Origin of the sequence: Ornithinibacillus contaminans, from assembly GCF_001038425.2 — a bacterium.
GTDB lineage: Bacteria > Bacillota > Bacilli > Bacillales > Amphibacillaceae > Ornithinibacillus > Ornithinibacillus contaminans.
In genome coordinates this window covers 38,684-60,767 of the sequence record NZ_LDPV02000047.1, presented here as the reverse complement: position 1 = coordinate 60,767, position 22,084 = coordinate 38,684, and the positions used below count along the sequence as shown (strand labels likewise).

Genomic DNA, 22,084 nt, shown 5'->3' with positions numbered 1-22,084 from the left:
AACCATTCGCAATCAATACGAGACAAAAAAGTACGCTGTTTACACCATTTTAGGCTATACCATAGAGGGCAATAAAGACATTCTTGGTCTGTGGTTAAATGAAACAGAAAGCAAGCACAAATGGATGCAAATCTTTGATGAAATGAAAGCAAGAGGAGTCGAAGATATCTTCTTTATTTCCATGGATGGCGTGTCAGGACTGGAGGAAGGAGCTCGCTCCATATTCCCTAATGTCATTGTCCAACGATGCATTGTGCACTTAATTCGTAATGCCATTAAGTACGTTCCAAGTAAGGACTATAAAGCCTTTACTGCCTCGTTGCGAAAGGTTTATGGTGCTCAAAGCCTAACGGCATGTCAAAGTGCGTTTGAATCCTTTAAACAACAATGGTCTGCGTATCCAGGAGCTATCGATGTCTGGGAACGTAACTTTGAGCATGTGGAACAACTATATGACTTCGGCAGCGCAGTTCGTAAAATTATGTACACAACGAATGCAGTCGAAAGTATCCACTCCAGCTTCAGAAAAGTAACGAAAAAAGGAGCATTCCCAAATGAGAACGCTCTGCTTAAAGTTCTATATTTACGTGTGAAAGAGTTGGAAAACAAATGGGAAGGTGGTCATATTCAAAACTGGTCTTTAGCCATGAACCAGTTATTAATGGATGACCGATTAAAGGATAGGGTTCTCAAATATATTTGAGTATATTTTTTAGGACTTACACACTTTATTTGACAAACCCGAACGGTTTTTATTTTGCTTCACTGATTAAATAGTACTCTCCAAAATAAAAGGTCTTAACAAAATACATTTTGATATTTTATGTCATTTCAATTGAATTTTCATTTCTCTTAGCAATTCTAGCCTTAGAATCTTCAATATATGTTTGATTTAACCAACTAATAGTTTCCTCAATACTTGTAAATTTCTCATTACCAATAAATTCTCCAGTACGCTTAAAAGCCCACAGCATATGTTTACCAAATTTCTTTTTAAACAGGAAAACGTCATATTTTATGTTATCCGGTCTTTCGATTAAATAACCTTTGGTATTATCATCAATGGTTAGGTTAATACCAGCGGGTATTGGAACAATTTGTCTTGAACTAAGCTTCTTTATGTCATACTTCCGTTGTAATTGTAATTTTTCCTCAAATTCAGCTGTAAACTTATTAAAATTCATAAGTATATCTCCCCTTAGACTCTTCGCACGTATTAATGTACTTTTTGATATTCCTGTCATTGCTTCTACTTGTTTATAAGAGTGGTTTTCTAATAATTGTATAGCATGATCTATTTGTTGCTTAGTAAATTTCTTCGGTCTACCTTCTCTAAAATCATCACGCTGCTTTGCTATAGCTTTCCCTTCTTGAGTTCGTTCTACAATCATATCTCTTTCAAATTCAGCAAAAGCCATCATGATATTAAATATCAATCTTCCAGTTGGTGTATCTTCAACAATCCCCATATTTAATACATGGACTTTAATACCTCTCTCAAAAAGTTCCTTTATGATATTAATACCATCTAACGAGGAACGAGCAAACCTATCTAATTTTGTTACGACTAATGTATCTCCTATTTGCAGTCTATCTAACAATTTATTAAATTCGGGCCTGTCTCTTTTTGTTCCAGTAAATTTATCCTTAAAAATATTTTCTTCTAAACAACCCTCTTTTTTCAATTGTTCTATTTGGGATAGAAGATCCTGATTTAAAGTTGAAACTCTAGCATAACCATATTTCATTTTATATACCCCTTATATTTAGTATTGTTCTAAAGTGTATCTTATTTCTCCAACACCTATCTGTCCTACAAATTTACAATCGAAGCAAATATAAAAAGCTGGACTTTTTGGTTTCTCAGAAAACATAATTTGAACCGTTTTATTACACTTTGGGCAAAAGCTCTTTTCTGTATTTTGAATAATATATTTTTCCACCTCTCAAACTCCTTATCATTATTTTTAAGATAAAAACACCTCAAATTATGAATATAAGTTATGACACCTCTCTAACTATTAATTTTACTGGACCATAAAAATAGTGTCAATACTTTTGAGTTATGAAACAGGTGAAATATTTTATTCAAATAAAAAAAATCGAAAATTAATCGATTTTTTGAAAAATATTCCACTGAAAAGAATGAGGAGTCCTCATTACCTTTTATAGTAAAAATATTTAATATAATAGTATTATTAAAATAATCGCTAAAACTATTCGATAAATAGCAAATGGTCTTAGCTTTATCTTATTGATAAGTTTTAAGAAGAAACGAATACAAACTAATGCGAAAATAAATGAACTCAAGAATCCTACAATAAAAAACGGGAGAACATCAGGAGTGAAGTACTTCCAATTATCAAGTAAAGATATGAAATTAGCACCAGCCATAATAGGAACCGCCATTATAAAAGTAAAATCGGAAGCTGCTCGATGACTTAGTCCTAATAATACTCCACCAGATATTGTTGCTCCTGAACGAGAAAAACCTGGCCAGAGGGATAAGCATTGGAATAACCCTATATAAAATGCTTGTCTATATGTAATCTGATCCACTGTCTCAACCAATCGATTACGATTACTTCCAATTTTATCTGCAAAAATCATTAAGATAGCACCGGCTATTAAACTATAAATTACATATTTTGAATCAAATAAATATTTATCAATAAAATCCTTAAACAATAATCCTAAAATTGCTGCAGGAAGCAAGCCTACAATTATGTGGGCTAAATTTAAATGTCCGGTTGATTTTTCATCTATTTTATAGCTTTTTGGTTTCAAGCCCAATAAATCAAGAAATCTGTTAAAAAATACCACAACAACCGCCAATATGGAACCAAGTTGAACAACAATGAAAAAGGAATTCGCTACTTCCTCTCTCAAAAAATCTTTTGAGTGTAACCATAAATCATCCACAATAATTAAGTGTCCTGTTGAGGAAACTGGTGCGAATTCTGTTAGTCCTTCTACTAAACCCAAAATAATTGCCTTTACCAAGTTTAATATTTCCAAAACTATAATCCCCCATAGTAAATTAATAATCTTATAAGTACCACTAATATCCAATCATTGCAATAATTCAGGAAAGATAGATTAATAATAACATAATTATCTCAATGTTGAATAAGCAGACACCATTTAATTTTAACAAAAAAACAAACAGGATATAACAGCACTTATTATTGGACTCAAAATTCTAAATAAAGTCTAAAAAAAGTATTGTTATATCCCATTTTATTCAATTTCTATTTAATAACACCAAACTTGACCTGAAGCATTCCCCCCAAGATAAGGAATGATTACTTTTAATCGATATAATTCACCATAAGACGTATCTACTGTAAATCTGGAACTTCCTGTTATAACATGAGAAACGGTACCCATATCTTTCCAAACCCCATTTACCAGCCTTTGCTCATATACATTAACACTTCCGTCTGTTGTGTCAATTCTGATTGTCATTTCTGAACTAGTAGCCATGCATCGTTCTGAATACCAAGTACTAGGTCCCTGATTATAAGTACCTAAGAGAACTTCAGCATTTGGAAGCTGATATGCAGCAAACGATGGACTTGCGAAACCAAGTGTAACGACACCAGTGATCAATAATGCTAGTATTGTCTTTTTAATTTTTTTCATAATTACCTCTCCCTTTTAAAAAATATTTGTTCCTTAGTGTATTGCTTAAATAGATTTATAAGACTTGTAAATAGTAGACAGCAAAATTACTATTACAGTAAAAGAAATAAAGGATAATAGTGGGATAGTTATAAACCCAAACACATTAATATATTCTAAATTGCAAGGTACCCCAGAATGACACGGCTTTATTTCTATTAAACCAGGTATCTTCTGAAGTAGGTAATGGTAAAGCGAAATGAAATTACCTAAAATTGACAACGGTAATACATATTTAATTACACTAAAATCTTTAAAAAATGTAGCAATCCCAAGAATTATGGGTACTGGATACATGAAAATTCGTTGATACCAACATAACTCGCAAGGAACAAACCCTTTAATTTCACTAAAATATAAACTGCCAATCGTAGCTATAATAGAAGTAATCCAAGAAAAATAAAGTAATATTAAAACTAGTTTTTCATTATTCCATTTTTTCATTTTCCTTCAGTACTTTCTAATATAACTTTTTCGATTTCCTCATAATCAAAAGGGTCTTGTAAAATAGTTCCATTAATAATGACAGTAGGAGTTTGAGTTATATCATATTTTTCAACAAGGTTATTATCCTTTTCCAACTCATTCATGTATGCTTTATTGGATATAGAATCTTCTAAATCAACCAGATTAATATTTGTATTTTTTTCTGCAATTTTTAGGATATCTTCTTGACTGATCTTATTACCATTCACAAATAATAGGTTATATAGATCTTCATGAAACTTCCAATAAGAGTCGCTGTCTTTCTTTAAAACTGTTTCTGCATATAAAGAAGTAAGACTAGACAATTCACCGTGAAAAAAAACATTTACATAAGAAAAATTAGCCTTTCCCGTATCTATATATTCCTTCTTCAACTTAGGGAAAGTGGTAGCACTCCAATTTTGACATGCTGGGCATGCATAATCTCCATATTCTACGATAGTAACATCTGAATCCTTTTCACCTAAAAAGGGCTGGTCGAGAGTTGTTGGTAGAGTTGTACCTACAAAACTCTGTGCTACTTGCTTATCTTTTTCATATAGAAAGATAAACGCTAATAACATTATTGATAGAGCTGATAATACAAAAAATAATATTTTTCTATTGTTTCTCTTTTTCATGATTACCTCGCTAGAATTTAAAGTAATTAAACTACTAAATTCACCTCCAATACAATTAAATTCAACTTTCCGACACCCCCGTTTCTTGCAAATTTTCAATATATTCCATTTTATCACATTTTTTGGGAGATAATAGCGAAAAAGGTAAATTTTTATAAAATGATTAAATATACCTATTTTTGTTATTATAAGAATTAATAGAAAGTGAATGTAAGCTTTATATGAAAGACCTTCTAAATCAACTCACTCTATACAACAATAATCAAGTATTATATATTAATATTAACGTAATACAGTTAATGGTTTTTTTCAAGGGGTAGTAATGATGTTCAAATTAAAAAAACGGAAACATTTTTCAGTAAGTGATTTTAAAGTATTGCCGAATCTTAAAGTTAATTTAGCTAATTTGAGAGAAGAATTAGAAACAGCAATCACTATATTACACAACTTCGAAATCAAGGAACAAGGCAAGCTGAGTTATCACAGTGCATTAGGTAATTTACCTCATTTAAAATACAACAGTAGTAATAGGCAGATTCAATTGAATTAACACTTAAAGTCTCTTAGTACAGAAGGAGGAATATGTTATGCTTAGAAAAGATATATACTCATTCGTAGAAACTGAAGAATTAGCAACCTGCTCTGTGTGTGGGAATGAGTTTGAAGAAACGGAAATTAATATGACCGATTATGAACTAGACCTATGCAGTACATGTGAAAAGGACCATAAAATTACCAGCACAATACAAAGGGGGTATACTATGTTAACTGACAAAGAACTAGAACTAATTTCTCATTATGATTATCAAGTGTTGAACAATGGCATGTCTGGTTGGCTATCGAACCATCAATATAAACAAATTTTTGATTTTGTAGAGATATTAAGCAAGCGAAATTCAGCCATAGATCAAAAAGTAATTGCCATATTTAAAAAAGCGACAATTTCAGGTATGGAATATCTTCAGCATAAAGATTCTACTTTCATTCCCGAAATTAAAGAAATTGCTGATGAATCTTTAATAGATATTGAATCATGCGGAAAGCAATATAAGGAAGTTGCAACAGAATTTATGAACAGCTATGGAATGGAAGATTATTTGACGAAGTTTACAAATAACATAGGATTATAGGGGGAAATTAATTATGTTTGGTAATAAAAAGATAGAAAGTATCACGACTCACTCAGGAATTTATAAATTTGAGCTGCCTTATTTAACTGATAACTTAGTACCTAGAGAAAATGGTATAGTTCCAGTATATAATTGTGATATTGAAATCCATGTAGGAAATCAAAAGGATTTAGATAATGGTTTTCTTGCAACAGTCATTATTAGCGCAAATTCAGATGGTGTAGGTAATACTAATTTCGTAGAAGATATTGCTACAATGGTATTAAATAATTATATAGACAAAAAATCTATACGAGCTGAACATACCACTTTATATGACAAAATTAGATGGATTGAGAGAAATCATTATCCAAAGGAAAGATTTGATTTAGTGAATTTTGAATGGCACAAGGAAGAAGCTCGATACATTGATCCTGATTGGTACAAGCTAGCAGAAGATGATTGGATTCTTGAAAATCACAGACTACAACCTTATAAGTAATAAAAAAGACTACCATCTAAATTGATTGGTAGTCTTATCTTTTCTTAGTTTTGATAAACATTCGTACTCTATTACCGCGAAATGAGGATTAACTATTGAACGCTAGATCACACTTTACACAGTAGTAAGTTGCTATTTTTTTCTCTCCACTTTCTTTTGTAATGTGAAATGCTAGATCTTCTTTTGTTTGAAATACTACTCTTGTTGCACATTTTGGACACCTAATTAACTTCATAAACAAAATCCCTTTCCTTTTGGTATTTTAATACCAGTATTCAGTCCAGTAGATATTCCCACCGTTCTCAAGGTCTAGTGCTTCTCTAATATCTTCTTTACTCATTCCTGATTTAAAACAGTCGATAATCATTCGCAACCAACTATCCCACCATTCACAAGCACCTTCGATATAATAAGCAGTATCACCATTTTTCAAAAGGCGTTTTGTATCTTCCGTATATTCTGGTTCTATTTCAGTGTTTGCATATACCATATTCTAAAATCCCCCTATTCAATAGTTGATTCTGCAAAGTTTGCCTTCAAAAAGGTATGTGAAGGTATATATAGAATCACCGCTGGAATAAGAATAAGAATTTTAATCCATAGAGCTTCGGTTTCAACCGCAATCATATTTACTATCCCGTATGCGAAAGGCGTGATACACAAAATGAAAGCAATACTTTCATTCATGTATTTTCTTTCAATATAAGCAAATACACATACCGAGATTAATAGATACGCCAGAAACATTATAATGCTATTCATCACGTCTAAACCGACAAGGTTATATGCTAGAACTGGTAACACCGTATATATCGCCATTATTACCAGTCCTTCAATTCCAAATATTTTTATCGTTTTTTCCATGTAGTTCACTCTCCTAAAGGTTTTCCAATACTTATTGAAAAAGGATCTCTGCAGAAAACAGAAATCCCTTTTGTTTTAATTATGTTGCAATTGCCAAACGCCTCTTTCAAACGACACAAAGTTATCGTGCAATTGAAGCGTTTGACGAATTTTTTCCTTCCAATGATTGTTTTTCACAGCTTTATTACTGCCTTCAATAACCTTGTAAACTTGTTCTAATGTTGCCTTTCCACCTAGCCATTCCACAGCTCCTTGAATCAAATCACGCCAAGTAATCTTATTAAAGTTGCGTAAATCGAAGGACTGAGTGACTGTACGTTTCAAGTCAACTTTCCAAACCTGGTTCTTTTTAAACACCAGTAGGTGTTCATGAACTATTGGAATGAAATTGTATTTAGAATACGTTTTATTTTCACTGAAGGTATTGTGCTGCGATTTAATGATATGGCTCTCTAAATCTCCGAACCAAGTCATATCTTTAATAATGGAATAGTATTTACCTTTTTTCCTAACATCACCGACCAGAAAAGCATGCCTTCCACCATTTAATAAAGACTGATAGATTTTAGCGTTTACTTTATCTAGTTTGCTAATGAATTCTTCATAGCTCATAACATTAGATAAATCGTCAGGATTATAAAAATTCCGTTGTTTTTCATAAGCGATAATATCCCAATATGGCGGGTGTGAAAACACAAAATCCGAACCAAAGGGAATTTCGTCTGCTAGGCAATTGAAACCGTTATTTAGGTCAAGGTGTAGGCTATTTTTATAACCTAGTTCTTTTGCTACTGCTTCACCAGTTCCACCCCCACTAAAAACCTCTATGAATCTCTTAGGTTGTGAGTTTGGGTAGAAGTGTTCCAGTATATCCTTAATAACATGTCCAGAGCAATTTCCCCTGTAAGATGAATTGCCCCATTTTCCACGATTAGGGTAACTAATAATAGATTTCATTATGCACGTACCCCCATTAAACGTGGTTTAATTGAATCTATCAGTTTAAAACACTCTCCAGCCGTTAATCCAGTAAGAGATGTGCCATTTTCAGTATATACATTCCTTGCAAAGATAAGCTTTCCTGCTAGTTGGAAATTGCAGCCATCTGGTGCAACGAATTCAGTATAAAAGGTATTTTCTTTAAAGAGCCCTTCATCATCAACAATGATTGCAATATCGTCATTGTAATCTGTAATATCAATCCTTTCACAGCCAATGATTTTATAGTAATCATCTAATTCTAAGGTATCTCGATTTTCCTCGATTTTAACAATACTAAATTCATGTTGGAACATATAATAATTGAAGTCTAAAACTAATAAATTCAATGAAACTTTCTCTGTGTTTTTCATAGTATTTTCACCTTTTCTTCACCTTTGATTTTTAAATAAAGAAAGGATAGGCTACAAAGTGTAACCTATCCGTCATATCAAGTTATTTAGGCTTTTTTAGAACCAAAGCGACTTGATACTTTCTTTTCTCCATACTGTTTCAAAACATCATCACTCCAGCCTAACTTATCAAGATTCGACTTAGAAATTGATAGCATTTCCAAAGGATTAAAGCCTTCAATAGTAATCATAGCCATAAGATCCTTCATCTTTTTACTTTCAAGTTTCCAAGATACGCTTTCGGAATAGCCCCAGATATTACCACCAGCCTCGACTGATCCATGTTCATCAACATATTCCTTTAGTTGATTCTTCATTTGCTTTACAGCTGAGTCCAGTCTTGTAATCTCGTTCGCTAGTGCAACAGCTTCTTCTTGAGTTAGGTTTTTATTTTCAACTTGTGTATTCATTATTTTCACATTTCCCTTCTATTTATCAGTTTTAATTAATTGAAGTACATTTGTTAGCTTGTATTCGTTATCTCTTATACTCTTGAGAATTGAATATACTTCTAAATCATTTAGGACGTGGACTTTGGCGTGTTTTGTATGAATATGAGTGAACAAGCCACCTTCATACATTAAAACGCCTTTTCCATCAACATCTGAATAAGAAATGCTGCTCTTTTGAACATTTACACGTTCAAAGTTTTTCCGAATCTTATTAACTGTGTCCTTTATTTCATTAACAGCTAGAAGTGTTCCTGCTACCATTTATATCTTCCTCTCTCACATTGTCTTTATAACAACGCAGTACAAACGGGCAATACTCACAAGAACTAGATGGAATATCAGGAAACAGCTCATCTAGTTTCTCAGGAAAAATATCGAGCATTTGAAGTTTAAAATTGATTTCATTTGCTAGATTTAACGCCCATTGTTTTGCGTTTTCCATATCGACCTCACTAAAGAAGTATTTACTTTCTTTTTTATAGCGCAAGAAAGATAAAGAACCTTCTATAAGGTCGTACCCTTTCAACTGATGTAACGCCCAAGCATATAAACCAATTTGATGATTGTCGTTTACATCATACATTTTCCAATTAGTTTTCCAATCTTCCAACCTATTACCTTTCACAAGATCAATATACCCTTGTATTTCTGGTGCATTTGGAGAATTAGAAAGAGGGAGACGAAAATAAATTTCCGTTTCCCCCATATTTTTAGTTGCAGAAGCATTTTTCACCAACTTAGAAATTTCCTCAATGGAAACATCAGGGTGAAAATCACATTCTGAATATCCTTCTATAATAGCTTCCTCAAAACTAATCCCTTTAATAATAGATTCAATCGCCTTATGGACAGCTTTACCCAGTGCTAGAAAACTAGTTGAAGTATTTTCAGGAATTCCTAAAACATACTTGTAATAAAATCTTCTAGGACACGTTTCGTAAAGTTTAAGCCTACTGTATGAAAATATCATAATAATTCACCATTAAAATGGTAAATCATTATCATCTATATCAATGGGCTCTGCTTGTCCTTCAAATGGATTATTATTATTAGAATTTTGGTTTTGAGTAGAACCGTTGTTATTTCCATTTTCCCACTTCTTAACTTTCAAGAAGGTAGGAAATCCTTCTATTACAAATTCCGTAATATATTGTTTTTTCCCGTTTTCATCATCATACGAACGAGTTTGGGCTCTTGAAGTTACAGCAATCATATCACCTTTAGAGAGCTGATTCGCCATAGTCTCAGCAGGTTTGCCCCAAGCAACATGACGGAAGTAATCTACTTCACGGTCACCGTTTTGATTTGGAACAGCTCTTTGTACTGCCAAAGACAAGTTAGCAACAGCCTTTCCGTTTGGTGTATAACGCATATCTACTTCTCCAGCTAATCTTCCAATAAAGTTACAGTTATTCATCATTTTTATATTCCTCCAGTTAATAAGTTTTTTAAATTATTGAGGACTGCAATGTGTAGAAAGGGTGTTCTTTATTCAAAATTGAATGTACAAATTCTTCCCTCTCTGACGCCCGTTCAGTCCTTTTATCATTTGAAATTTCTTTTAATACATCAGCTAATAGATTTACTCCTAGCTCAAGTTCTAGCTTTTCGACTTTAGCAATAGCCCCTTTGTAATCATTGGTAAGAATACCTGTATATATGGTCTGATAGGCTTCTAATCTTTGATAATCAACAAAAGCCAGCCATTCTTTATACACATGTTCCCGAAATGCTTTATAGAGATCAACATCAAATTCACGATTATTAACCCAATTAATGTTAGGAAAACCAATCATTCGTAGTTGATTTCTACTTAGCTTTTCTGCAGGGTGCTTCTTATAACTAAAGCCATTTTGTTTTCGCAGCGATTCAATAATGTCACTTTCCTTCTGATCAGTTAGAAAAGAAAGTAGTTTCAGAACGCCACCATACTTTTTACAATACCAACATTTAAATACGTTCTTATTCTCATTTAAAGATAAGTAGTATTTATTGGGTTTATTGGAATCTTCAAGGCAGAAAGGACATTTACATAAGACTTCCTTTTTGCCTATCGTTCCAGTTTTAACAGTTAGATTATGTTCTAACGCAACATCAACGATATTAGGCAAAATACTCATGCCCTATCCCCCTTTAATTTGTTACAGATTGTTTAGAAGGAATCGGAATTTGTTCCCATTCCTTCTTTAAAACAACCCTCTCTGGTGCTATCTTGTACCGTTCAAAACGCTGTTTCTTATATAACATATAGAAAAACAACGCATTTTTAACATACGGGCAATTCTTATGACCGTACATTTCACATACCATGCAAGTATGCTGAACGAGTACAGAGCCATCTTTGGCTTTTGCACACAAAACTAATTCCGAACCCCCTTGAATGGAAGGAAACATAGCAATTAATGATTGAGCTATCTTCCATTCAAATGTTGCAATTGGTTCTATTTTTCTAGTTGACACCTGTTGCCACTCCTTTTATTAAATGGAAATCACCTTGTTCTTCAATTTCCATAACTACCTTTTCGCCTACCTGTAATGGCTTTACTAATTCAGTTAGTTCTTTGCCTTTGGCAAGCACGAGAAGTTTTGAACCATCATTTTTCACAATGTTCACTTTCCCGAAAGGTACTTTTGAAGGACTGACACCTGTTTCAACTGACGCAATTTGAACTTCTTCACCTTTAACTGACTCAGTAGTTTCAGGTTGTTCCTCATTCGCTACTGGTTCAGTTCGAGCTGGTTCTTGAGGTTGTTCATTTTCAGCTGGTTTATCTTCTCGCTTTGGTTCAGGCTTAGTTTCCTGAACTGGTTGTGTTTGTTCATCGGACTTAGGTTCACCCTGATTGCTTTGGTTGTTACCTTCGTTTGGAACGCCTTTTATTTGTTCTGGTAAATTAATATCCTGACCGATTTCTTCTTCAGTAGTTAATCCACCAACAACAGGGAATTGTTTCTTTAAAGCAAATGTTTCCGCGACTTTTTCAATCATAGAACTTGGGTATTTATCCCAGATAAATGATTTACCTTGTTGCGAATTTGCATTTGCTGTGAAATATTCTCCAAAGTCAGCCCAACAAGCATAAGGTCTAAACTGCTTATGATATATAACAGCATAAGCCCCTAAAATGTTGCCTCGTTTATTACCAAATTTATGAACAACAGTTCCCTCAGCAGGAAGAAACTCAAAATGATCTCCCTCACGTACCACATTTGATATTGGTGGTCCGACATAATTTTCATCACGTACCGCAATGCGTAATAACCCATCACGAGTAGTTACAAAACTAGTTTTCGGACCATATTTCGTTTCGAATTTTTGGAATACCACATCACCTAATAGTGGATTCAGCCCTAATTCTTCGCAGTATTCTATGAAGTGATAAGCTTCCTCAGAAGTCCCATTAGCTGGTGCAACGAAACGATTATAAATCAAACTTTTTTGCTCTTGTGTAAATTCAATTGCCTTTTTCTTTTCCATTTTCATAACCTCTTTCTGACCTTTGATTTTTAATTACTAAGTACCTAGATGTTTAACTCTTTCTCTCTAAGCAAAAGCTCTTTCTCTTTTAAAGCTAGTTCTTGACGCTTTAATTCAATTTCGGTCTGCTTCAGTTCGACTAATACCTTGTTATCCTCATGGATAGCTTGAATGGATTTAACCAATTCTGGGAAATCGTAACCAAAGAATCTATGACCATATCCAGTTTCGTGTAGAGCTAACCCCACTTGAACACCCCCTTTCAAAGTTTTTATATATATAAAAAAAGACAATTATCCTCTATGTATGAAACACAGAAAAACAATTGTCTTTTTAATACATCAATTAAACTTTTTTAATAACTAAAATTAACAAAAAGATTTTTGCAAACAAATGTCTACGACTTCTACTATCTACAAAAGATTAGAAGCAAAACGTTTTAGTTATCCTTTTTCTTGCTATTTGCAATGTGCAAATAGTGAAATACGATAACCACTAAGAATAGTGAGTAAAGAAAAATAATATACTAGTATTATAACTGAATTCCGTTTCCTGAGCAAGTGCTATTTAAAACTTTATAAAGATTTGAATCTCCTTTTTTTAAAGATTTTGATATAATATTGATAGATATTGAGGAAGTAGGTGGAGTTTTGTCGATATTTATATCTCGCATAGAAGAAAGTAATATAAACAATCATATTGATATTCTTTTTTCTAGAATAGCAGATGCCAAAGAACTGGATGACTTAACCGAACACGAACAAGATACGATTTATCGTGTTGAGGAAGTATATAATATTGTTAAAAATAGATTATTTTCTGTTGATCCCTATTTAGTATCAAATAACGTTCTGAATTCATTTGTTACACACACAAACACAATTCAAACAAATTTGCACGCTTTTAATCAAAATCACACAAGTAGTCCTAGTAATACATTAAATCAAAACATAAACAAGATAAATGAATCCCTTGAAACAGTATTAGTCAACGTTTCACAAACGTTTTATCCTATTGACGCTACTGATATAGAAGTACTAAAGGACAGTATAGTATCAGCCCGAAGTTCATTATCTCAACATAATAGGTATATTAAGGAAGAATATGAGGAGTTTCATGTAGAAAAGCAGAATTTAGAGGAACAAATAGCTTCTCTTCTAAATAAGCTGGATGGTGCGGAAGATAGAATTGATACTGTTGTTGATAACGGACAATCACAACTTCATGATATTGAAAGAATGTTTTCAGAAAAGCAACAAGAAAGAACAACAGAATTTGCTTCGCTTCAAAGTGAATGCAAGGAAGTATTTGATGAAAAATTAGGCAATATGGATAAAGGATTTAATGAACAAATAGATTCTTTTGGGGAAAAGTTTAACCATCAAGTAGAAGTATTAAGCCAGGACTCCATAAATTATAAAGAATATCTTGCTACTCAAATTAACGAGTTTGAAAATGAAATTCAGACAGCTAAAGAGGAGCTATATAAGTTAATTGAAGTAGCTGGTAATGATGTTATGTCTGATGGATATGCTAAATATGCTAACAAAGCAGCAACTAGAAGGTTTTGGTGGCAACTTACTTCGGTAGCATGTTTGATAGGACTAGTTGCTTCTGCAATCTTTATAATAGTTCCTAGTATTCAAAGTGAAAGTTTTAGTTGGTCAATGTTGGCTTCCAGAGGATTAATAACACTATCTGTTGGTGCGCTTTCTGGTTATACAATCAGACAATCTCAACTAGCATATAATGAAGAACAACGGAATCGTGAAATGCAATTAAAGTTAGGTTCAATTGAACCTTACCTGAAGAATTTTGAACAAGAGAAAAGAAACCAGATTAAAGAACAACTTGTGGGTGACTATTTTTCAAGACATTCTTCAAGATTTTCTGAAAATCAAGAGCCTAATGAACAAGCTGTCGAATTACAACCACAAGAGGAATAACAATAATATAGCAGTCTTTTATAGAAAGAATAAAGGGGGGGATTCCCCCCTATTCTAATAACCATTCCAATTCATTGACTTTGTTATTTTCTGCAAGTCTATAAAACCTTGGAGTACACTCTTGAATTTCATTATCTGTTATTGCTCTTACTTTCATCTTATCTGAGAATATAAACGGTTTTAAAGGTCTTAAGTGATTTAAATCCTCAGTAATTATAATAATCCTTTCTGCAATAGGCTTCCATTTTAAAAACATCATTAGATCATTTATATTACCCCTAGTTGCATAAACGTAAAATTCATTCCCATTCATTTTTATACTTGCAATAAATGGTGAGGGAGAAGGTCTTACTTTTATATCTCCAAATAGAATACATAACTGAAAGAATAACATTCTATTTAAAACAGCTTTTGTATCGTACTCAACCCAATAGTTTTGAACAAATTCCGGCATGACCTTATTAGCCCCTGACCTTCCAATTGTATATATAGGAATTACAATGTCGTTTTTCTTAATTTCATGCCGAACTATCAATTTACGTGCTTCCATACGCTTAACCTTTTGCTTATCTAAATCAAATAACTTTCTTAGTTGCAGCCCCCCAATTACACCAACACTAGCGATCGCTTCTAATGCTCTTTGCTCTTTCTCTGATTGCGTTTCATACGGTCTATCGTATTTTTCATTAGAAGCTATTCTTCTCCAGTCTAATTTCCAGGAGTGTTGATTGTAAGAGAAAGGACTGATAAATGTTTGGTTTTCCATTTTTCCAGCCCCCTGTTGCATTATAAAACTCTTACTATTTTAGTACGAATTTGTTCTTTTTCAAGTTCTACACCAATTACACGTACTAATACTTTATCGCCTTTTTGCACATTCTGAAACTTCAAATGTGGAGCAAGACTATCCACGCCATCTTCTAAATTTACAAAGACACCGTAATTTTGAACACCCGAAACCTTCCCAACATATTCACCATTCTTTTGATAACGTGTAGCACAGTCAGGGAACGGATTCTTTAATAAAGGTTTTGCTGATACCTTAACCTCTTTCTTATCAGAATCTATTTCCATTACTTGAACTTTGATATGATCCCCCGATTTATACATATCTCTTAAATCTTCTACCCAACCATAAGTAAGTTCAAAAACAGGGATATGAACATCAATACCACCTATATCACCAACAATATGTCCTTGATGTACTTCTCTTGCTACACAATAAATGTTGTAACCAACATCAATTTTCCGCAGTGTAATTTCAGTCATTTGTTCTTTAGCCTGTTTACGTGAAGCCAGAAACATATTTTCGTCTTTAGAGTAGTGAAGCACCTTAAAAGCTACTTTTTTACCCGACAACGCACGGAACTTATTGACTGCTTGCTTATCTTCTGGGTCAAGACCTGACTCAAATAAAGGAATTAACCCTTTAACGGTATCAAGTCTTACAATTCCGCAAAGTTCTTTCTTTTCATTGAGCTTTAGGGTTTCAAACCCAATTAGTTCAGCATTTAAAATTGTTTCATTTTGTTGTGCCGATTGAATCTCACGCCATTTGGCATTTTCATTTGTTTTTTCTTCAACCTTTTTAGCGTCAAAACCTTCAATTAAAACATTCAATACATCTGATGACATTTTTATCTCTCCTTATTGGTGTAATTTATATCAAAAATTGATGGACTGGTTATATTGCTAGTCCATTTGATTTACCAAAAATCATCTGAATCTTGTTTCTTCTGAGCTGAAGCTGACTCACCTGAAGGCAATACTAAATTGCTTTCATCATCAGCTTTTGTTGAGTTTTCCAGCGTCTTTTTTTGGTTAGAACTTGTGCTAGTTTCATGGATTTTAGGGCTAGTTATATTTAGAGGTTTGTACTTTTTATTTAAAACCTCTTTTGTGTTTTCGAGAACGGGCCTCGTGATCGCAGCCTGACTATCTGGTTCTTCTTTAAAATCAATTTCATTTGAATGAACCTGAAGCTCTGGGCTTTCGTTTTCTTCAGAACTGGCATTTAATACAGATTCTGAATTATCATTGTGCCTCTGAAAGTCGTCTTGATCGGGATTTTTTTTGTTAAACCAAGCTAAAATTTGTAACTTAGGCTTTCTTATATCCTGATTGACGTCCCATTCTTTGCGTTCCTTCCAATCTCTAGGAACAAATTCCCCTACTCCCTCGATTGGCTTTTGTGGTGTACCTTCATGTAACAATCGGGCAATATAATGGAATCGCTTCATACCATCTTGCAAATAGGTATAAGTAAATCGGAATTCCTCTGATTCTGTATCTCTGTAATTATCAGGAAATAACTTTGGTAGGATTATTCGGTTTTTGAAGGTTGATTGTCGCACGACAACTTTGTCCTTACCGAATTCCTCAGCAAACTCTTTAGCGTCCTCTGCAGAAAGTCCAGAGAAAGCAATTTTATTTCTGCAAGATGTTAAAATAGCTTTTTTCATAGCTTTAGCACCGATTTTTCCTGCCTCTACTTCTAATTGTCCAAGTGATTGTGTAGCAAAAATGCCTGCCACACGATAAGAAGCAGCGATTGATAAAAACATTTCAATATCAGGATTAATATAGCGACTGTATTCATCTGTAACTATGAAATGAGGTATACGGGTCTGTTCAGTCCCTTTTCTTCTGAATGTGCCACTTTGTAAGTGCATAGACACGAACTGTCCAAAGGCGTCACCAGCTTTTTTCAATGTACCGAGAGCTGTATTTACGATTAGTACGCCACCTTTTTCGAAATGTTCATCAATATTAATATCGCTTTTTCCAGTAATAATTTTTCTTAGCTTTTCGTTACCAGTAATGTTTTCAAGTTGCGCTCGCAGACCAATAACTAACTGCCTGTATTTTTCTCCTAGTGAACCAAGCAACTCATTTTCAAAGAATTCTACCAGATCAGTATTTCCTTTTTGCAGTTTCAACAAAGCTACTTTTTCCCTCAACACATGCTCATCTCGTAATGCAACAAGTACATCTATTAAATCCATATCATCACCATGTATCTCTTTAAGTAGCTTTGTAATGTTTCGTGTAGATAATTCCTGAATGGTTTGAAAAAAAGCTTCCTGTTTTCCAAATAGACTTTGCAATACAGCAACAGTTGCTTCAGCTACATCATCAGTATTACCTTCCATTACGTTAAAATGGTGACTATCCTCACTCTCGGGATCAATGTAAACATACGGAATATCCATTTCATCACAGTATTCCTTTACATCTCTAGCTAGATCTCCTTTAGGCTCAATTATACTCAAACCTAACTTTTTCCCTTTTTTCTTCTGCAATAGGGATTGATAAATAATTGGCTTTAGAATTGTTGCTGTTTTTCCACAACGAGTCGGGCCAACACAAAGCATGTGCGTAAAGGGATCATCACCACCCCAAACAATACTATCTGACATTAAATCCCCCCTTCCAAATTAACTGTATTCAGTTATTATTATAACCGAATTCAGTTAATTTTTACATAGTCCTATTGCAAATAATTAGATTACATGGTATATTATTAATAACCTTTTTTGATTTTTGATTTTTAAATTTAAATTGTTTGAACAGTGCCGTATAATAATGCGGTGCTGTTTTTTTGTTTAATTTATGATATTTAGATCTGCTAAAGCCTTTTGTAAAAAGTTCATGCTAATTAAATTTGCTATGAACAACACTACATTTAACCCGATTGCTAGATAACCTAAACTCAGAAAGGCAGCGTATAGTTCACCAGCTGTAAATCTCAGCATTAGAGGAATAACAAGTGACATTCCCATCATTACCATTATCTTATTCTTAAATTGCCTTTTTCTGCGGTATAATTCATCTCTTTTCACTAATTCAAAATTTATATTTTTGTTAGCTTTTGAAAATAGAGATTTTGAATTTCCGCCAACATCATATTTTACCTGTAATATCTGGTGAAATATATCAATTGCAGGGAAATTATATTTATTAAAGTGAACGGTTCGCAACACGGCGTCTTTTTCTAACCCCTCAATAGTTAAATCAATATCTTTTTTAATTTCCTTATCGAGATCCCTTTTTGAAGCCTTCAAGGAATTTATAATGTTATAACCAGATTGCATATAAAAAGTCATGTTTGTTGCGTATTTTTGTAACTCATTCAATAAATATCGTTCTTTTTTTAGTTTGCGTGGTATATAAACTATGTTGTAGAAACCTACTAACATTGTAATAAATCCAATAATCACACTTACCACTACATTATCTAATACAAAGTAATTATAAACAGCAGCCATTGCGAATATAAAAATCATAGATAATACAATCTGTACCCCCGAAAAAAGGGCTAGTATAGGATTAAATTTATTTTTCATCTTTTCTTTTCCCCTCTCTATCGTTTAAATGATTCAGGAATTAAATGATATAATCTTTTATACGTTAATTTCTCCAGTAATTCCTCCGATAATGGATTAGTAATAACCTCGTCTTTGTAATTACCCGTTGTTTTATCAAACGTTCTGCTTTTACGATAAATCGAGATGTACTCTACACCATTTTCGGTAAAATCGGTGAATTCAACCACCTCACGTATATATCTCTTAATACCATTTTCAGTTTCTTCCATATCCATATAAATACCAATAGGAAGAACATTCACTATATCTTTACCGAATAGTAGTTCATTGATTGGATATTTTTGCCTAATCATTGAAAGATAGCGACTAATAATAGCTGAAGCCTTATTGGTGTGTATAGTTGTTATGATATTATGATCAGTAAGTGCTGACTCCACCACTGCATAGGCTTCCGAATCTCTTGTTTCTGTGACAAAAATCCAATCAGGATTATTTCGGAGTGCTGCTTTGATTAAATCTTTGTATTCTATTTTATTTTCTCTTGTATCATCATTAAGCGTTCTCCAGCTCATAATATCCTTTGAAGGGTATAATTCTTTAATGTGGCTATCCATTGTATCTTCAATCAAGATAATTTTTTTATTGTCTGGAATAAAACTTGTTAATAATTTCTGTAACTCCGTTTTACCACTACCCGTTTTACCAGAGATCGTAACATTTGATCCTGCAATAATAAGCGTATCTATTAGTTTTTCAAAATCCTCATTTGACGCATCACTAACGCTTTTCATAGCAAGTATTGGTTTTGATACACGAATTCCAAACGTACAACCAGAAGGACTGATAGCTGTATGTGAGAAATTCACGCGAAGGTAATTTAATTCGGTATCTAAAATAGGTGTACTATTCGTAAATTCCTTCCCTTGAATATCAGCAATCTTTTTGCCGAGTCGATATACCTCGTCATAAGTTGGTTGAAACTCTGGTTTATAAGAACCTATCATATTATCTTTAATCCACATTTCTGTACCGTTATAAGAAATATCGGTAATGTTCTCGTTATATAGGAAAGACCTTAAAAAGCTATCCTCTATGAACTGCGTAATTTTTTCTACTATCTCTTTTCTCATTTACCCGAATCCTTTCATCTAAATAAATTCGTGAAATAATTTGATTTTGCCAAATTAACAAGCCTTCTCCATCTTGTAGATAAGCTAAGTCATTATTATGTTGACGAAGCAAAAGCTCATTCATAAGTCGTTTCAAATTCATGACCGTAGCAATCTCAAAGCACTCTAAGTTTTCTAATGCCAGGATCACCTTTATGCCATTGTTTAAAAGGCGTTCTATTTCGAACTCTTTGGATCTAGCAAATAAATGTTGTGCCTCATCAACAATCACGTAATCAACTTCAGAACTAATTTCATTTAAAAAATCGACGTTACATTCTTCTTTAAAAAATAAAATCTCTTTATTAAATGTTATTCTGTATAGGTTCTTGCTGGTTTCTGCAATTTCGTTCAAATTCACTTGATTCATAAACGTTTTTCCATGATGTTCAGCTAAATTAATATGATTGCCTGTAAAATCAAGTAAGCAAATTCGTTTTCCTCTTTGCAATAATTCCTTTGTTAATTTTTGAATGGTTCTTGTTTTCCCACTTCCTGCTGTTCCGGTAATTAAGATGGAACTATCTAATAATTGGGATATACAACCTTTTTCTATCAATTCCATGTGAATTATCCCCCCTTAGAGCAGCAATTCACTTAGATAGGCTATAAACACTAAAACAGTAAACCCTAGAACATACAATATTGTATAAAGAATGATAGGATTAGCGTGTATTTCCATTGTTGAAACTTTATAATCAATCAGCTCATTTGTTTTATTTTCCTGCAATTGTTCAATGGTGTTTTCAAGCTCTCTAAGTTCTTCTTTGTTTATTCCTTCTTCATCAAACTGATAAATCATTTCAACTATCATTCTAGCTTCACTTGAACCGATAAAATCAGCAAATAACATATAAGCATCACGATTACTAACATTATTCTTGTCCAGATTATTTACGAGCTTTTCTAATTCAGCTTGAATTGGAGCATTAACATAGGGAATGACAGCTTTTAATGTTTGATAAACATTCCCTTTTACGCCAACAAGTGCTATAAAATACCGTAAAAATGTAGGGAAGGCGTACTGCTTAATAATGTCATCTTTGTTCTTCATTGAAATTAGTTTCAAATAAGGGAGTTTAAATCCAATTAACATAGAAAATGGTATACCTATTAACAAGTACCAATTGTTGAACGAATAAATTAATAGCAAGTAGATTGCTAGAAACATGATAGCCATTAGTAATCTATTACTAAAAAATTTTTTCTCATTTATTCTGAAATAATCAAAATAAACCCCTTTATTCCTTTCTGTAAGTACCTCAATCATAATTTTTTCACCTCTTTATTCATCTTTTCAAAATCAACACTCTATTACTTGTGTCGAGTTCACCGTATTCATAATGTATCGTTATTTCTTCTCCTACTGGTACTACGCCATTAACATTTCTTCCATCTTCTGTTTGGAAGGTAATATTTATTCCTTTTTCTGCTTCCTGAGAAACCCTATTTTTTACTTTGGTAGTAACTCCACCCTCAGCTGATACTAATTGCTGAAATTCGTTAGACACCGTTAAAAGTTTTCCAGTTTTCACATGATCACTAAAAGTTGAAATCAATAAAGGAATAATAAAAATAGCAAAGATAACAAGTACGAGTTGAAATCCAGTTTTCTCACCCATTAACTTCTCTCCTTAATTATTCAATTTCTTTTGTAATGCTATTCGTTGTGTAGAGCTTGATACAACCTTTTTCTTGTCATCTAATACATGAACCGTAAACTGAACGCTTTCTATTCTTTTTTCTGCTTTCGTTACATTTCCATCTTCATCTAAATAAACATAATCAATTCTAATGTCTTTCCCTTTTTCTTTGTGCGTATTTACTACTTCCAATATAAGATTGGCGACTAACGCCTCTTTATCCAACACATTAGTCGCACTCTCTCTAATCGTTCCTACTTCTGATGATTCAATGGCTACTTGCACTTCTTGTGTACTGGTTACATTTGAAGCATGCCTAGTTGTTGCGAAAGCTACTACAATGCAGCCACCTACAAATAATAAACCGAAAAGCATGTATTTAATCCAACTTGCCATATATACCCTCCTTCTT

General features: G+C 33.1%; 31 protein-coding genes and 1 pseudogene. 5 read left to right on the top strand and 27 right to left on the bottom strand.

What is annotated here, in order from left to right:
• Nucleotides 1-703 (top strand): IS256 family transposase (locus tag JF53_RS12550; protein WP_157052436.1); only part of this gene is annotated, 703 nt, incomplete at its 5' end.
• A gap of 502 nt (nt 704-1,205) precedes the next feature.
• Here JF53_RS12550 and JF53_RS17895 read toward each other — a convergent pair.
• From JF53_RS17895 to JF53_RS12525, 6 genes and pseudogenes are all read right to left on the bottom strand, one after another.
• Nucleotides 1,206-1,748: pseudogene (locus tag JF53_RS17895) on the bottom strand (recombinase family protein); the annotation flags it as partial.
• A gap of 18 nt (nt 1,749-1,766) precedes the next feature.
• Nucleotides 1,767-1,943, bottom strand: a complete 177-nt coding sequence (locus JF53_RS17540) for a hypothetical protein (RefSeq protein ID WP_157052520.1) — start codon at nt 1,941-1,943, stop codon at nt 1,767-1,769.
• 238 nt (nt 1,944-2,181) lie between these two features.
• Nucleotides 2,182-3,018 (bottom strand): undecaprenyl-diphosphate phosphatase, encoded by an 837-nt coding sequence (locus JF53_RS12540; protein ID WP_047980634.1) that lies wholly within the window; start codon nt 3,016-3,018, stop codon nt 2,182-2,184.
• Between the two features lie 237 nt (nt 3,019-3,255).
• Complete coding sequence (locus JF53_RS12535; RefSeq protein WP_047980635.1) at nt 3,256-3,645, bottom strand: hypothetical protein; 390 nt, start codon at nt 3,643-3,645, stop codon at nt 3,256-3,258.
• Nucleotides 3,646-3,690: 45 nt separating this feature from the next.
• On the bottom strand, nt 3,691-4,128 hold the full coding sequence (locus JF53_RS12530; protein ID WP_047980636.1) for a disulfide oxidoreductase: 438 nt from the start codon (nt 4,126-4,128) through the stop codon (nt 3,691-3,693).
• Nucleotides 4,125-4,790: a DsbA family protein gene (locus JF53_RS12525; protein WP_047980637.1), complete on the bottom strand. Its 666-nt coding sequence runs from the start codon at nt 4,788-4,790 to the stop codon at nt 4,125-4,127. Before JF53_RS12525 ends, JF53_RS12530 begins: the two co-directional genes overlap by 4 nt.
• 325 nt (nt 4,791-5,115) lie before the next feature.
• On the opposite strand from JF53_RS12525, the gene JF53_RS12520 reads away from it, so the two are divergent.
• From JF53_RS12520 to JF53_RS12510, 3 genes are read left to right on the top strand one after another with little or no spacing between them, the layout of a single operon-like run.
• Nucleotides 5,116-5,340 (top strand): hypothetical protein, encoded by a 225-nt coding sequence (locus tag JF53_RS12520; protein ID WP_047980638.1) that lies wholly within the window; start codon nt 5,116-5,118, stop codon nt 5,338-5,340.
• 37 nt (nt 5,341-5,377) lie between these two features.
• The gene (locus JF53_RS12515; protein ID WP_236686949.1) at nt 5,378-5,920 is read left to right on the top strand and encodes a hypothetical protein; all 543 of its coding nucleotides are present in this window, start codon (nt 5,378-5,380) and stop codon (nt 5,918-5,920) included.
• Nucleotides 5,921-5,933: 13 nt separating this feature from the next.
• Nucleotides 5,934-6,401, top strand: a complete 468-nt coding sequence (locus JF53_RS12510; protein ID WP_047980639.1) for a hypothetical protein — start codon at nt 5,934-5,936, stop codon at nt 6,399-6,401.
• Nucleotides 6,402-6,663: 262 nt separating this feature from the next.
• Here the strand turns inward: JF53_RS12510 and JF53_RS12505 are convergent, their stop codons facing one another.
• The 12 genes from JF53_RS12505 to JF53_RS12450 form a co-directional block, all read right to left on the bottom strand.
• Nucleotides 6,664-6,891, bottom strand: coding sequence for a hypothetical protein (locus JF53_RS12505; RefSeq protein ID WP_047980640.1), 228 nt, complete (start codon nt 6,889-6,891; stop codon nt 6,664-6,666).
• A gap of 14 nt (nt 6,892-6,905) precedes the next feature.
• Nucleotides 6,906-7,265, bottom strand: a complete 360-nt coding sequence (locus JF53_RS12500) for a hypothetical protein (RefSeq protein ID WP_047980641.1) — start codon at nt 7,263-7,265, stop codon at nt 6,906-6,908.
• A 75-nt stretch (nt 7,266-7,340) separates the two neighbouring features.
• Nucleotides 7,341-8,222 (bottom strand): hypothetical protein, encoded by an 882-nt coding sequence (locus JF53_RS12495; RefSeq protein WP_047980642.1) that lies wholly within the window; start codon nt 8,220-8,222, stop codon nt 7,341-7,343.
• The gene (locus tag JF53_RS12490) at nt 8,222-8,617 is read right to left on the bottom strand and encodes a DUF3846 domain-containing protein (RefSeq protein ID WP_053071868.1); all 396 of its coding nucleotides are present in this window, start codon (nt 8,615-8,617) and stop codon (nt 8,222-8,224) included. Before JF53_RS12490 ends, JF53_RS12495 begins: the two co-directional genes overlap by 1 nt.
• An 86-nt stretch (nt 8,618-8,703) precedes the next feature.
• Complete coding sequence (locus tag JF53_RS12485; protein ID WP_047980670.1) at nt 8,704-9,066, bottom strand: hypothetical protein; 363 nt, start codon at nt 9,064-9,066, stop codon at nt 8,704-8,706.
• A gap of 18 nt (nt 9,067-9,084) precedes the next feature.
• Nucleotides 9,085-9,369 carry a hypothetical protein gene (locus JF53_RS12480; protein WP_047980643.1) on the bottom strand — a complete coding sequence of 95 codons (285 nt, stop codon included), beginning with the start codon at nt 9,367-9,369 and terminating at the stop codon, nt 9,085-9,087.
• Nucleotides 9,341-10,078 carry a PD-(D/E)XK nuclease family protein gene (locus JF53_RS12475; protein WP_047980644.1) on the bottom strand — a complete coding sequence of 246 codons (738 nt, stop codon included), beginning with the start codon at nt 10,076-10,078 and terminating at the stop codon, nt 9,341-9,343. Before JF53_RS12475 ends, JF53_RS12480 begins: the two co-directional genes overlap by 29 nt.
• 12 nt (nt 10,079-10,090) lie before the next feature.
• Entirely contained in the window at nt 10,091-10,528 is a 438-nt protein-coding gene (locus tag JF53_RS12470) for a single-stranded DNA-binding protein (RefSeq protein ID WP_047980645.1), read from the bottom strand.
• Nucleotides 10,529-10,556: 28 nt separating this feature from the next.
• Nucleotides 10,557-11,228, bottom strand: a complete 672-nt coding sequence (locus JF53_RS12465; RefSeq protein WP_047980646.1) for a hypothetical protein — start codon at nt 11,226-11,228, stop codon at nt 10,557-10,559.
• 13 nt (nt 11,229-11,241) lie between these two features.
• Nucleotides 11,242-11,568, bottom strand: a complete 327-nt coding sequence (locus JF53_RS12460; RefSeq protein ID WP_047980647.1) for a hypothetical protein — start codon at nt 11,566-11,568, stop codon at nt 11,242-11,244.
• Nucleotides 11,558-12,586: a RecT family recombinase gene (locus JF53_RS12455; protein WP_047980648.1), complete on the bottom strand. Its 1,029-nt coding sequence runs from the start codon at nt 12,584-12,586 to the stop codon at nt 11,558-11,560. The genes JF53_RS12460 and JF53_RS12455 overlap by 11 nt, the downstream gene beginning before the upstream one ends.
• A gap of 44 nt (nt 12,587-12,630) precedes the next feature.
• Nucleotides 12,631-12,834: a hypothetical protein gene (locus JF53_RS12450; protein ID WP_047980649.1), complete on the bottom strand. Its 204-nt coding sequence runs from the start codon at nt 12,832-12,834 to the stop codon at nt 12,631-12,633.
• A gap of 372 nt (nt 12,835-13,206) precedes the next feature.
• Here JF53_RS12450 and JF53_RS12445 point away from each other — a divergent pair, with 372 nt between their 5' ends.
• On the top strand, nt 13,207-14,532 hold the full coding sequence (locus JF53_RS12445; RefSeq protein ID WP_157052519.1) for a hypothetical protein: 1,326 nt from the start codon (nt 13,207-13,209) through the stop codon (nt 14,530-14,532).
• A gap of 49 nt (nt 14,533-14,581) precedes the next feature.
• On the opposite strand, the gene JF53_RS12440 is transcribed toward JF53_RS12445, so the two are convergent.
• The 9 genes from JF53_RS12440 to JF53_RS12400 form a co-directional block, all read right to left on the bottom strand.
• The gene (locus tag JF53_RS12440) at nt 14,582-15,298 is read right to left on the bottom strand and encodes a hypothetical protein (RefSeq protein ID WP_157052518.1); all 717 of its coding nucleotides are present in this window, start codon (nt 15,296-15,298) and stop codon (nt 14,582-14,584) included.
• A 20-nt stretch (nt 15,299-15,318) separates the two neighbouring features.
• Entirely contained in the window at nt 15,319-16,167 is an 849-nt protein-coding gene (locus tag JF53_RS12435) for a hypothetical protein (protein WP_053071870.1), read from the bottom strand.
• Between the two features lie 71 nt (nt 16,168-16,238).
• Nucleotides 16,239-17,951, bottom strand: a complete 1,713-nt coding sequence (locus JF53_RS12430) for a type IV secretory system conjugative DNA transfer family protein (protein WP_053071871.1) — start codon at nt 17,949-17,951, stop codon at nt 16,239-16,241.
• Nucleotides 17,952-18,137: 186 nt separating this feature from the next.
• A complete protein-coding gene (locus tag JF53_RS12425) occupies nt 18,138-18,878 on the bottom strand; it encodes a hypothetical protein (RefSeq protein WP_047980653.1) in 741 nt (246 codons plus the stop codon).
• A 17-nt stretch (nt 18,879-18,895) separates the two neighbouring features.
• The gene (locus tag JF53_RS12420; RefSeq protein ID WP_047980654.1) at nt 18,896-19,990 is read right to left on the bottom strand and encodes a CpaF/VirB11 family protein; all 1,095 of its coding nucleotides are present in this window, start codon (nt 19,988-19,990) and stop codon (nt 18,896-18,898) included.
• On the bottom strand, nt 19,944-20,594 hold the full coding sequence (locus JF53_RS12415; RefSeq protein ID WP_047980655.1) for a helicase HerA domain-containing protein: 651 nt from the start codon (nt 20,592-20,594) through the stop codon (nt 19,944-19,946). Before JF53_RS12415 ends, JF53_RS12420 begins: the two co-directional genes overlap by 47 nt.
• A gap of 15 nt (nt 20,595-20,609) precedes the next feature.
• On the bottom strand, nt 20,610-21,299 hold the full coding sequence (locus tag JF53_RS12410; protein WP_053071872.1) for a hypothetical protein: 690 nt from the start codon (nt 21,297-21,299) through the stop codon (nt 20,610-20,612).
• 19 nt (nt 21,300-21,318) lie between these two features.
• Nucleotides 21,319-21,651: a hypothetical protein gene (locus JF53_RS12405; protein ID WP_047980657.1), complete on the bottom strand. Its 333-nt coding sequence runs from the start codon at nt 21,649-21,651 to the stop codon at nt 21,319-21,321.
• 12 nt (nt 21,652-21,663) lie between these two features.
• A complete protein-coding gene (locus JF53_RS12400) occupies nt 21,664-22,068 on the bottom strand; it encodes a hypothetical protein (protein ID WP_047980658.1) in 405 nt (134 codons plus the stop codon).
• Between the last annotated feature and the right edge of the window lie 16 nt (nt 22,069-22,084).

What these genes read in the sequence shown, in the direction of transcription:
- JF53_RS12475 (WP_047980644.1), bottom strand. Translation starts at nt 10,078, where the DNA reads ATGATATTTTCATACAGTAGGCTTAAACTTTACGAAACGTGTCCTAGA.
- JF53_RS12485 (WP_047980670.1), bottom strand. Translation starts at nt 9,066, where the DNA reads ATGAATACACAAGTTGAAAATAAAAACCTAACTCAAGAAGAAGCTGTT.
- JF53_RS12515 (WP_236686949.1), top strand. Translation starts at nt 5,378, where the DNA reads ATGCTTAGAAAAGATATATACTCATTCGTAGAAACTGAAGAATTAGCA.
- JF53_RS12510 (WP_047980639.1), top strand. Translation starts at nt 5,934, where the DNA reads ATGTTTGGTAATAAAAAGATAGAAAGTATCACGACTCACTCAGGAATT.
- JF53_RS12465 (WP_047980646.1), bottom strand. Translation starts at nt 11,228, where the DNA reads ATGAGTATTTTGCCTAATATCGTTGATGTTGCGTTAGAACATAATCTA.
- JF53_RS12535 (WP_047980635.1), bottom strand. Translation starts at nt 3,645, where the DNA reads ATGAAAAAAATTAAAAAGACAATACTAGCATTATTGATCACTGGTGTC.
- JF53_RS12455 (WP_047980648.1), bottom strand. Translation starts at nt 12,586, where the DNA reads ATGGAAAAGAAAAAGGCAATTGAATTTACACAAGAGCAAAAAAGTTTG.
- JF53_RS12470 (WP_047980645.1), bottom strand. Translation starts at nt 10,528, where the DNA reads ATGATGAATAACTGTAACTTTATTGGAAGATTAGCTGGAGAAGTAGAT.
- JF53_RS12490 (WP_053071868.1), bottom strand. Translation starts at nt 8,617, where the DNA reads ATGAAAAACACAGAGAAAGTTTCATTGAATTTATTAGTTTTAGACTTC.
- JF53_RS12480 (WP_047980643.1), bottom strand. Translation starts at nt 9,369, where the DNA reads ATGGTAGCAGGAACACTTCTAGCTGTTAATGAAATAAAGGACACAGTT.
- JF53_RS12505 (WP_047980640.1), bottom strand. Translation starts at nt 6,891, where the DNA reads ATGGTATATGCAAACACTGAAATAGAACCAGAATATACGGAAGATACA.
- JF53_RS12520 (WP_047980638.1), top strand. Translation starts at nt 5,116, where the DNA reads ATGTTCAAATTAAAAAAACGGAAACATTTTTCAGTAAGTGATTTTAAA.
- JF53_RS12500 (WP_047980641.1), bottom strand. Translation starts at nt 7,265, where the DNA reads ATGGAAAAAACGATAAAAATATTTGGAATTGAAGGACTGGTAATAATG.
- JF53_RS12425 (WP_047980653.1), bottom strand. Translation starts at nt 18,878, where the DNA reads ATGAAAAATAAATTTAATCCTATACTAGCCCTTTTTTCGGGGGTACAG.
- JF53_RS12420 (WP_047980654.1), bottom strand. Translation starts at nt 19,990, where the DNA reads ATGAGAAAAGAGATAGTAGAAAAAATTACGCAGTTCATAGAGGATAGC.
- JF53_RS12440 (WP_157052518.1), bottom strand. Translation starts at nt 15,298, where the DNA reads ATGGAAAACCAAACATTTATCAGTCCTTTCTCTTACAATCAACACTCC.
- JF53_RS12415 (WP_047980655.1), bottom strand. Translation starts at nt 20,594, where the DNA reads ATGGAATTGATAGAAAAAGGTTGTATATCCCAATTATTAGATAGTTCC.
- JF53_RS12430 (WP_053071871.1), bottom strand. Translation starts at nt 17,951, where the DNA reads ATGTCAGATAGTATTGTTTGGGGTGGTGATGATCCCTTTACGCACATG.
- JF53_RS12525 (WP_047980637.1), bottom strand. Translation starts at nt 4,790, where the DNA reads ATGAAAAAGAGAAACAATAGAAAAATATTATTTTTTGTATTATCAGCT.
- JF53_RS12495 (WP_047980642.1), bottom strand. Translation starts at nt 8,222, where the DNA reads ATGAAATCTATTATTAGTTACCCTAATCGTGGAAAATGGGGCAATTCA.
- JF53_RS12405 (WP_047980657.1), bottom strand. Translation starts at nt 21,651, where the DNA reads ATGGGTGAGAAAACTGGATTTCAACTCGTACTTGTTATCTTTGCTATT.
- JF53_RS12435 (WP_053071870.1), bottom strand. Translation starts at nt 16,167, where the DNA reads ATGTCATCAGATGTATTGAATGTTTTAATTGAAGGTTTTGACGCTAAA.
- JF53_RS12400 (WP_047980658.1), bottom strand. Translation starts at nt 22,068, where the DNA reads ATGGCAAGTTGGATTAAATACATGCTTTTCGGTTTATTATTTGTAGGT.
- JF53_RS12530 (WP_047980636.1), bottom strand. Translation starts at nt 4,128, where the DNA reads ATGAAAAAATGGAATAATGAAAAACTAGTTTTAATATTACTTTATTTT.
- JF53_RS12410 (WP_053071872.1), bottom strand. Translation starts at nt 21,299, where the DNA reads ATGATTGAGGTACTTACAGAAAGGAATAAAGGGGTTTATTTTGATTAT.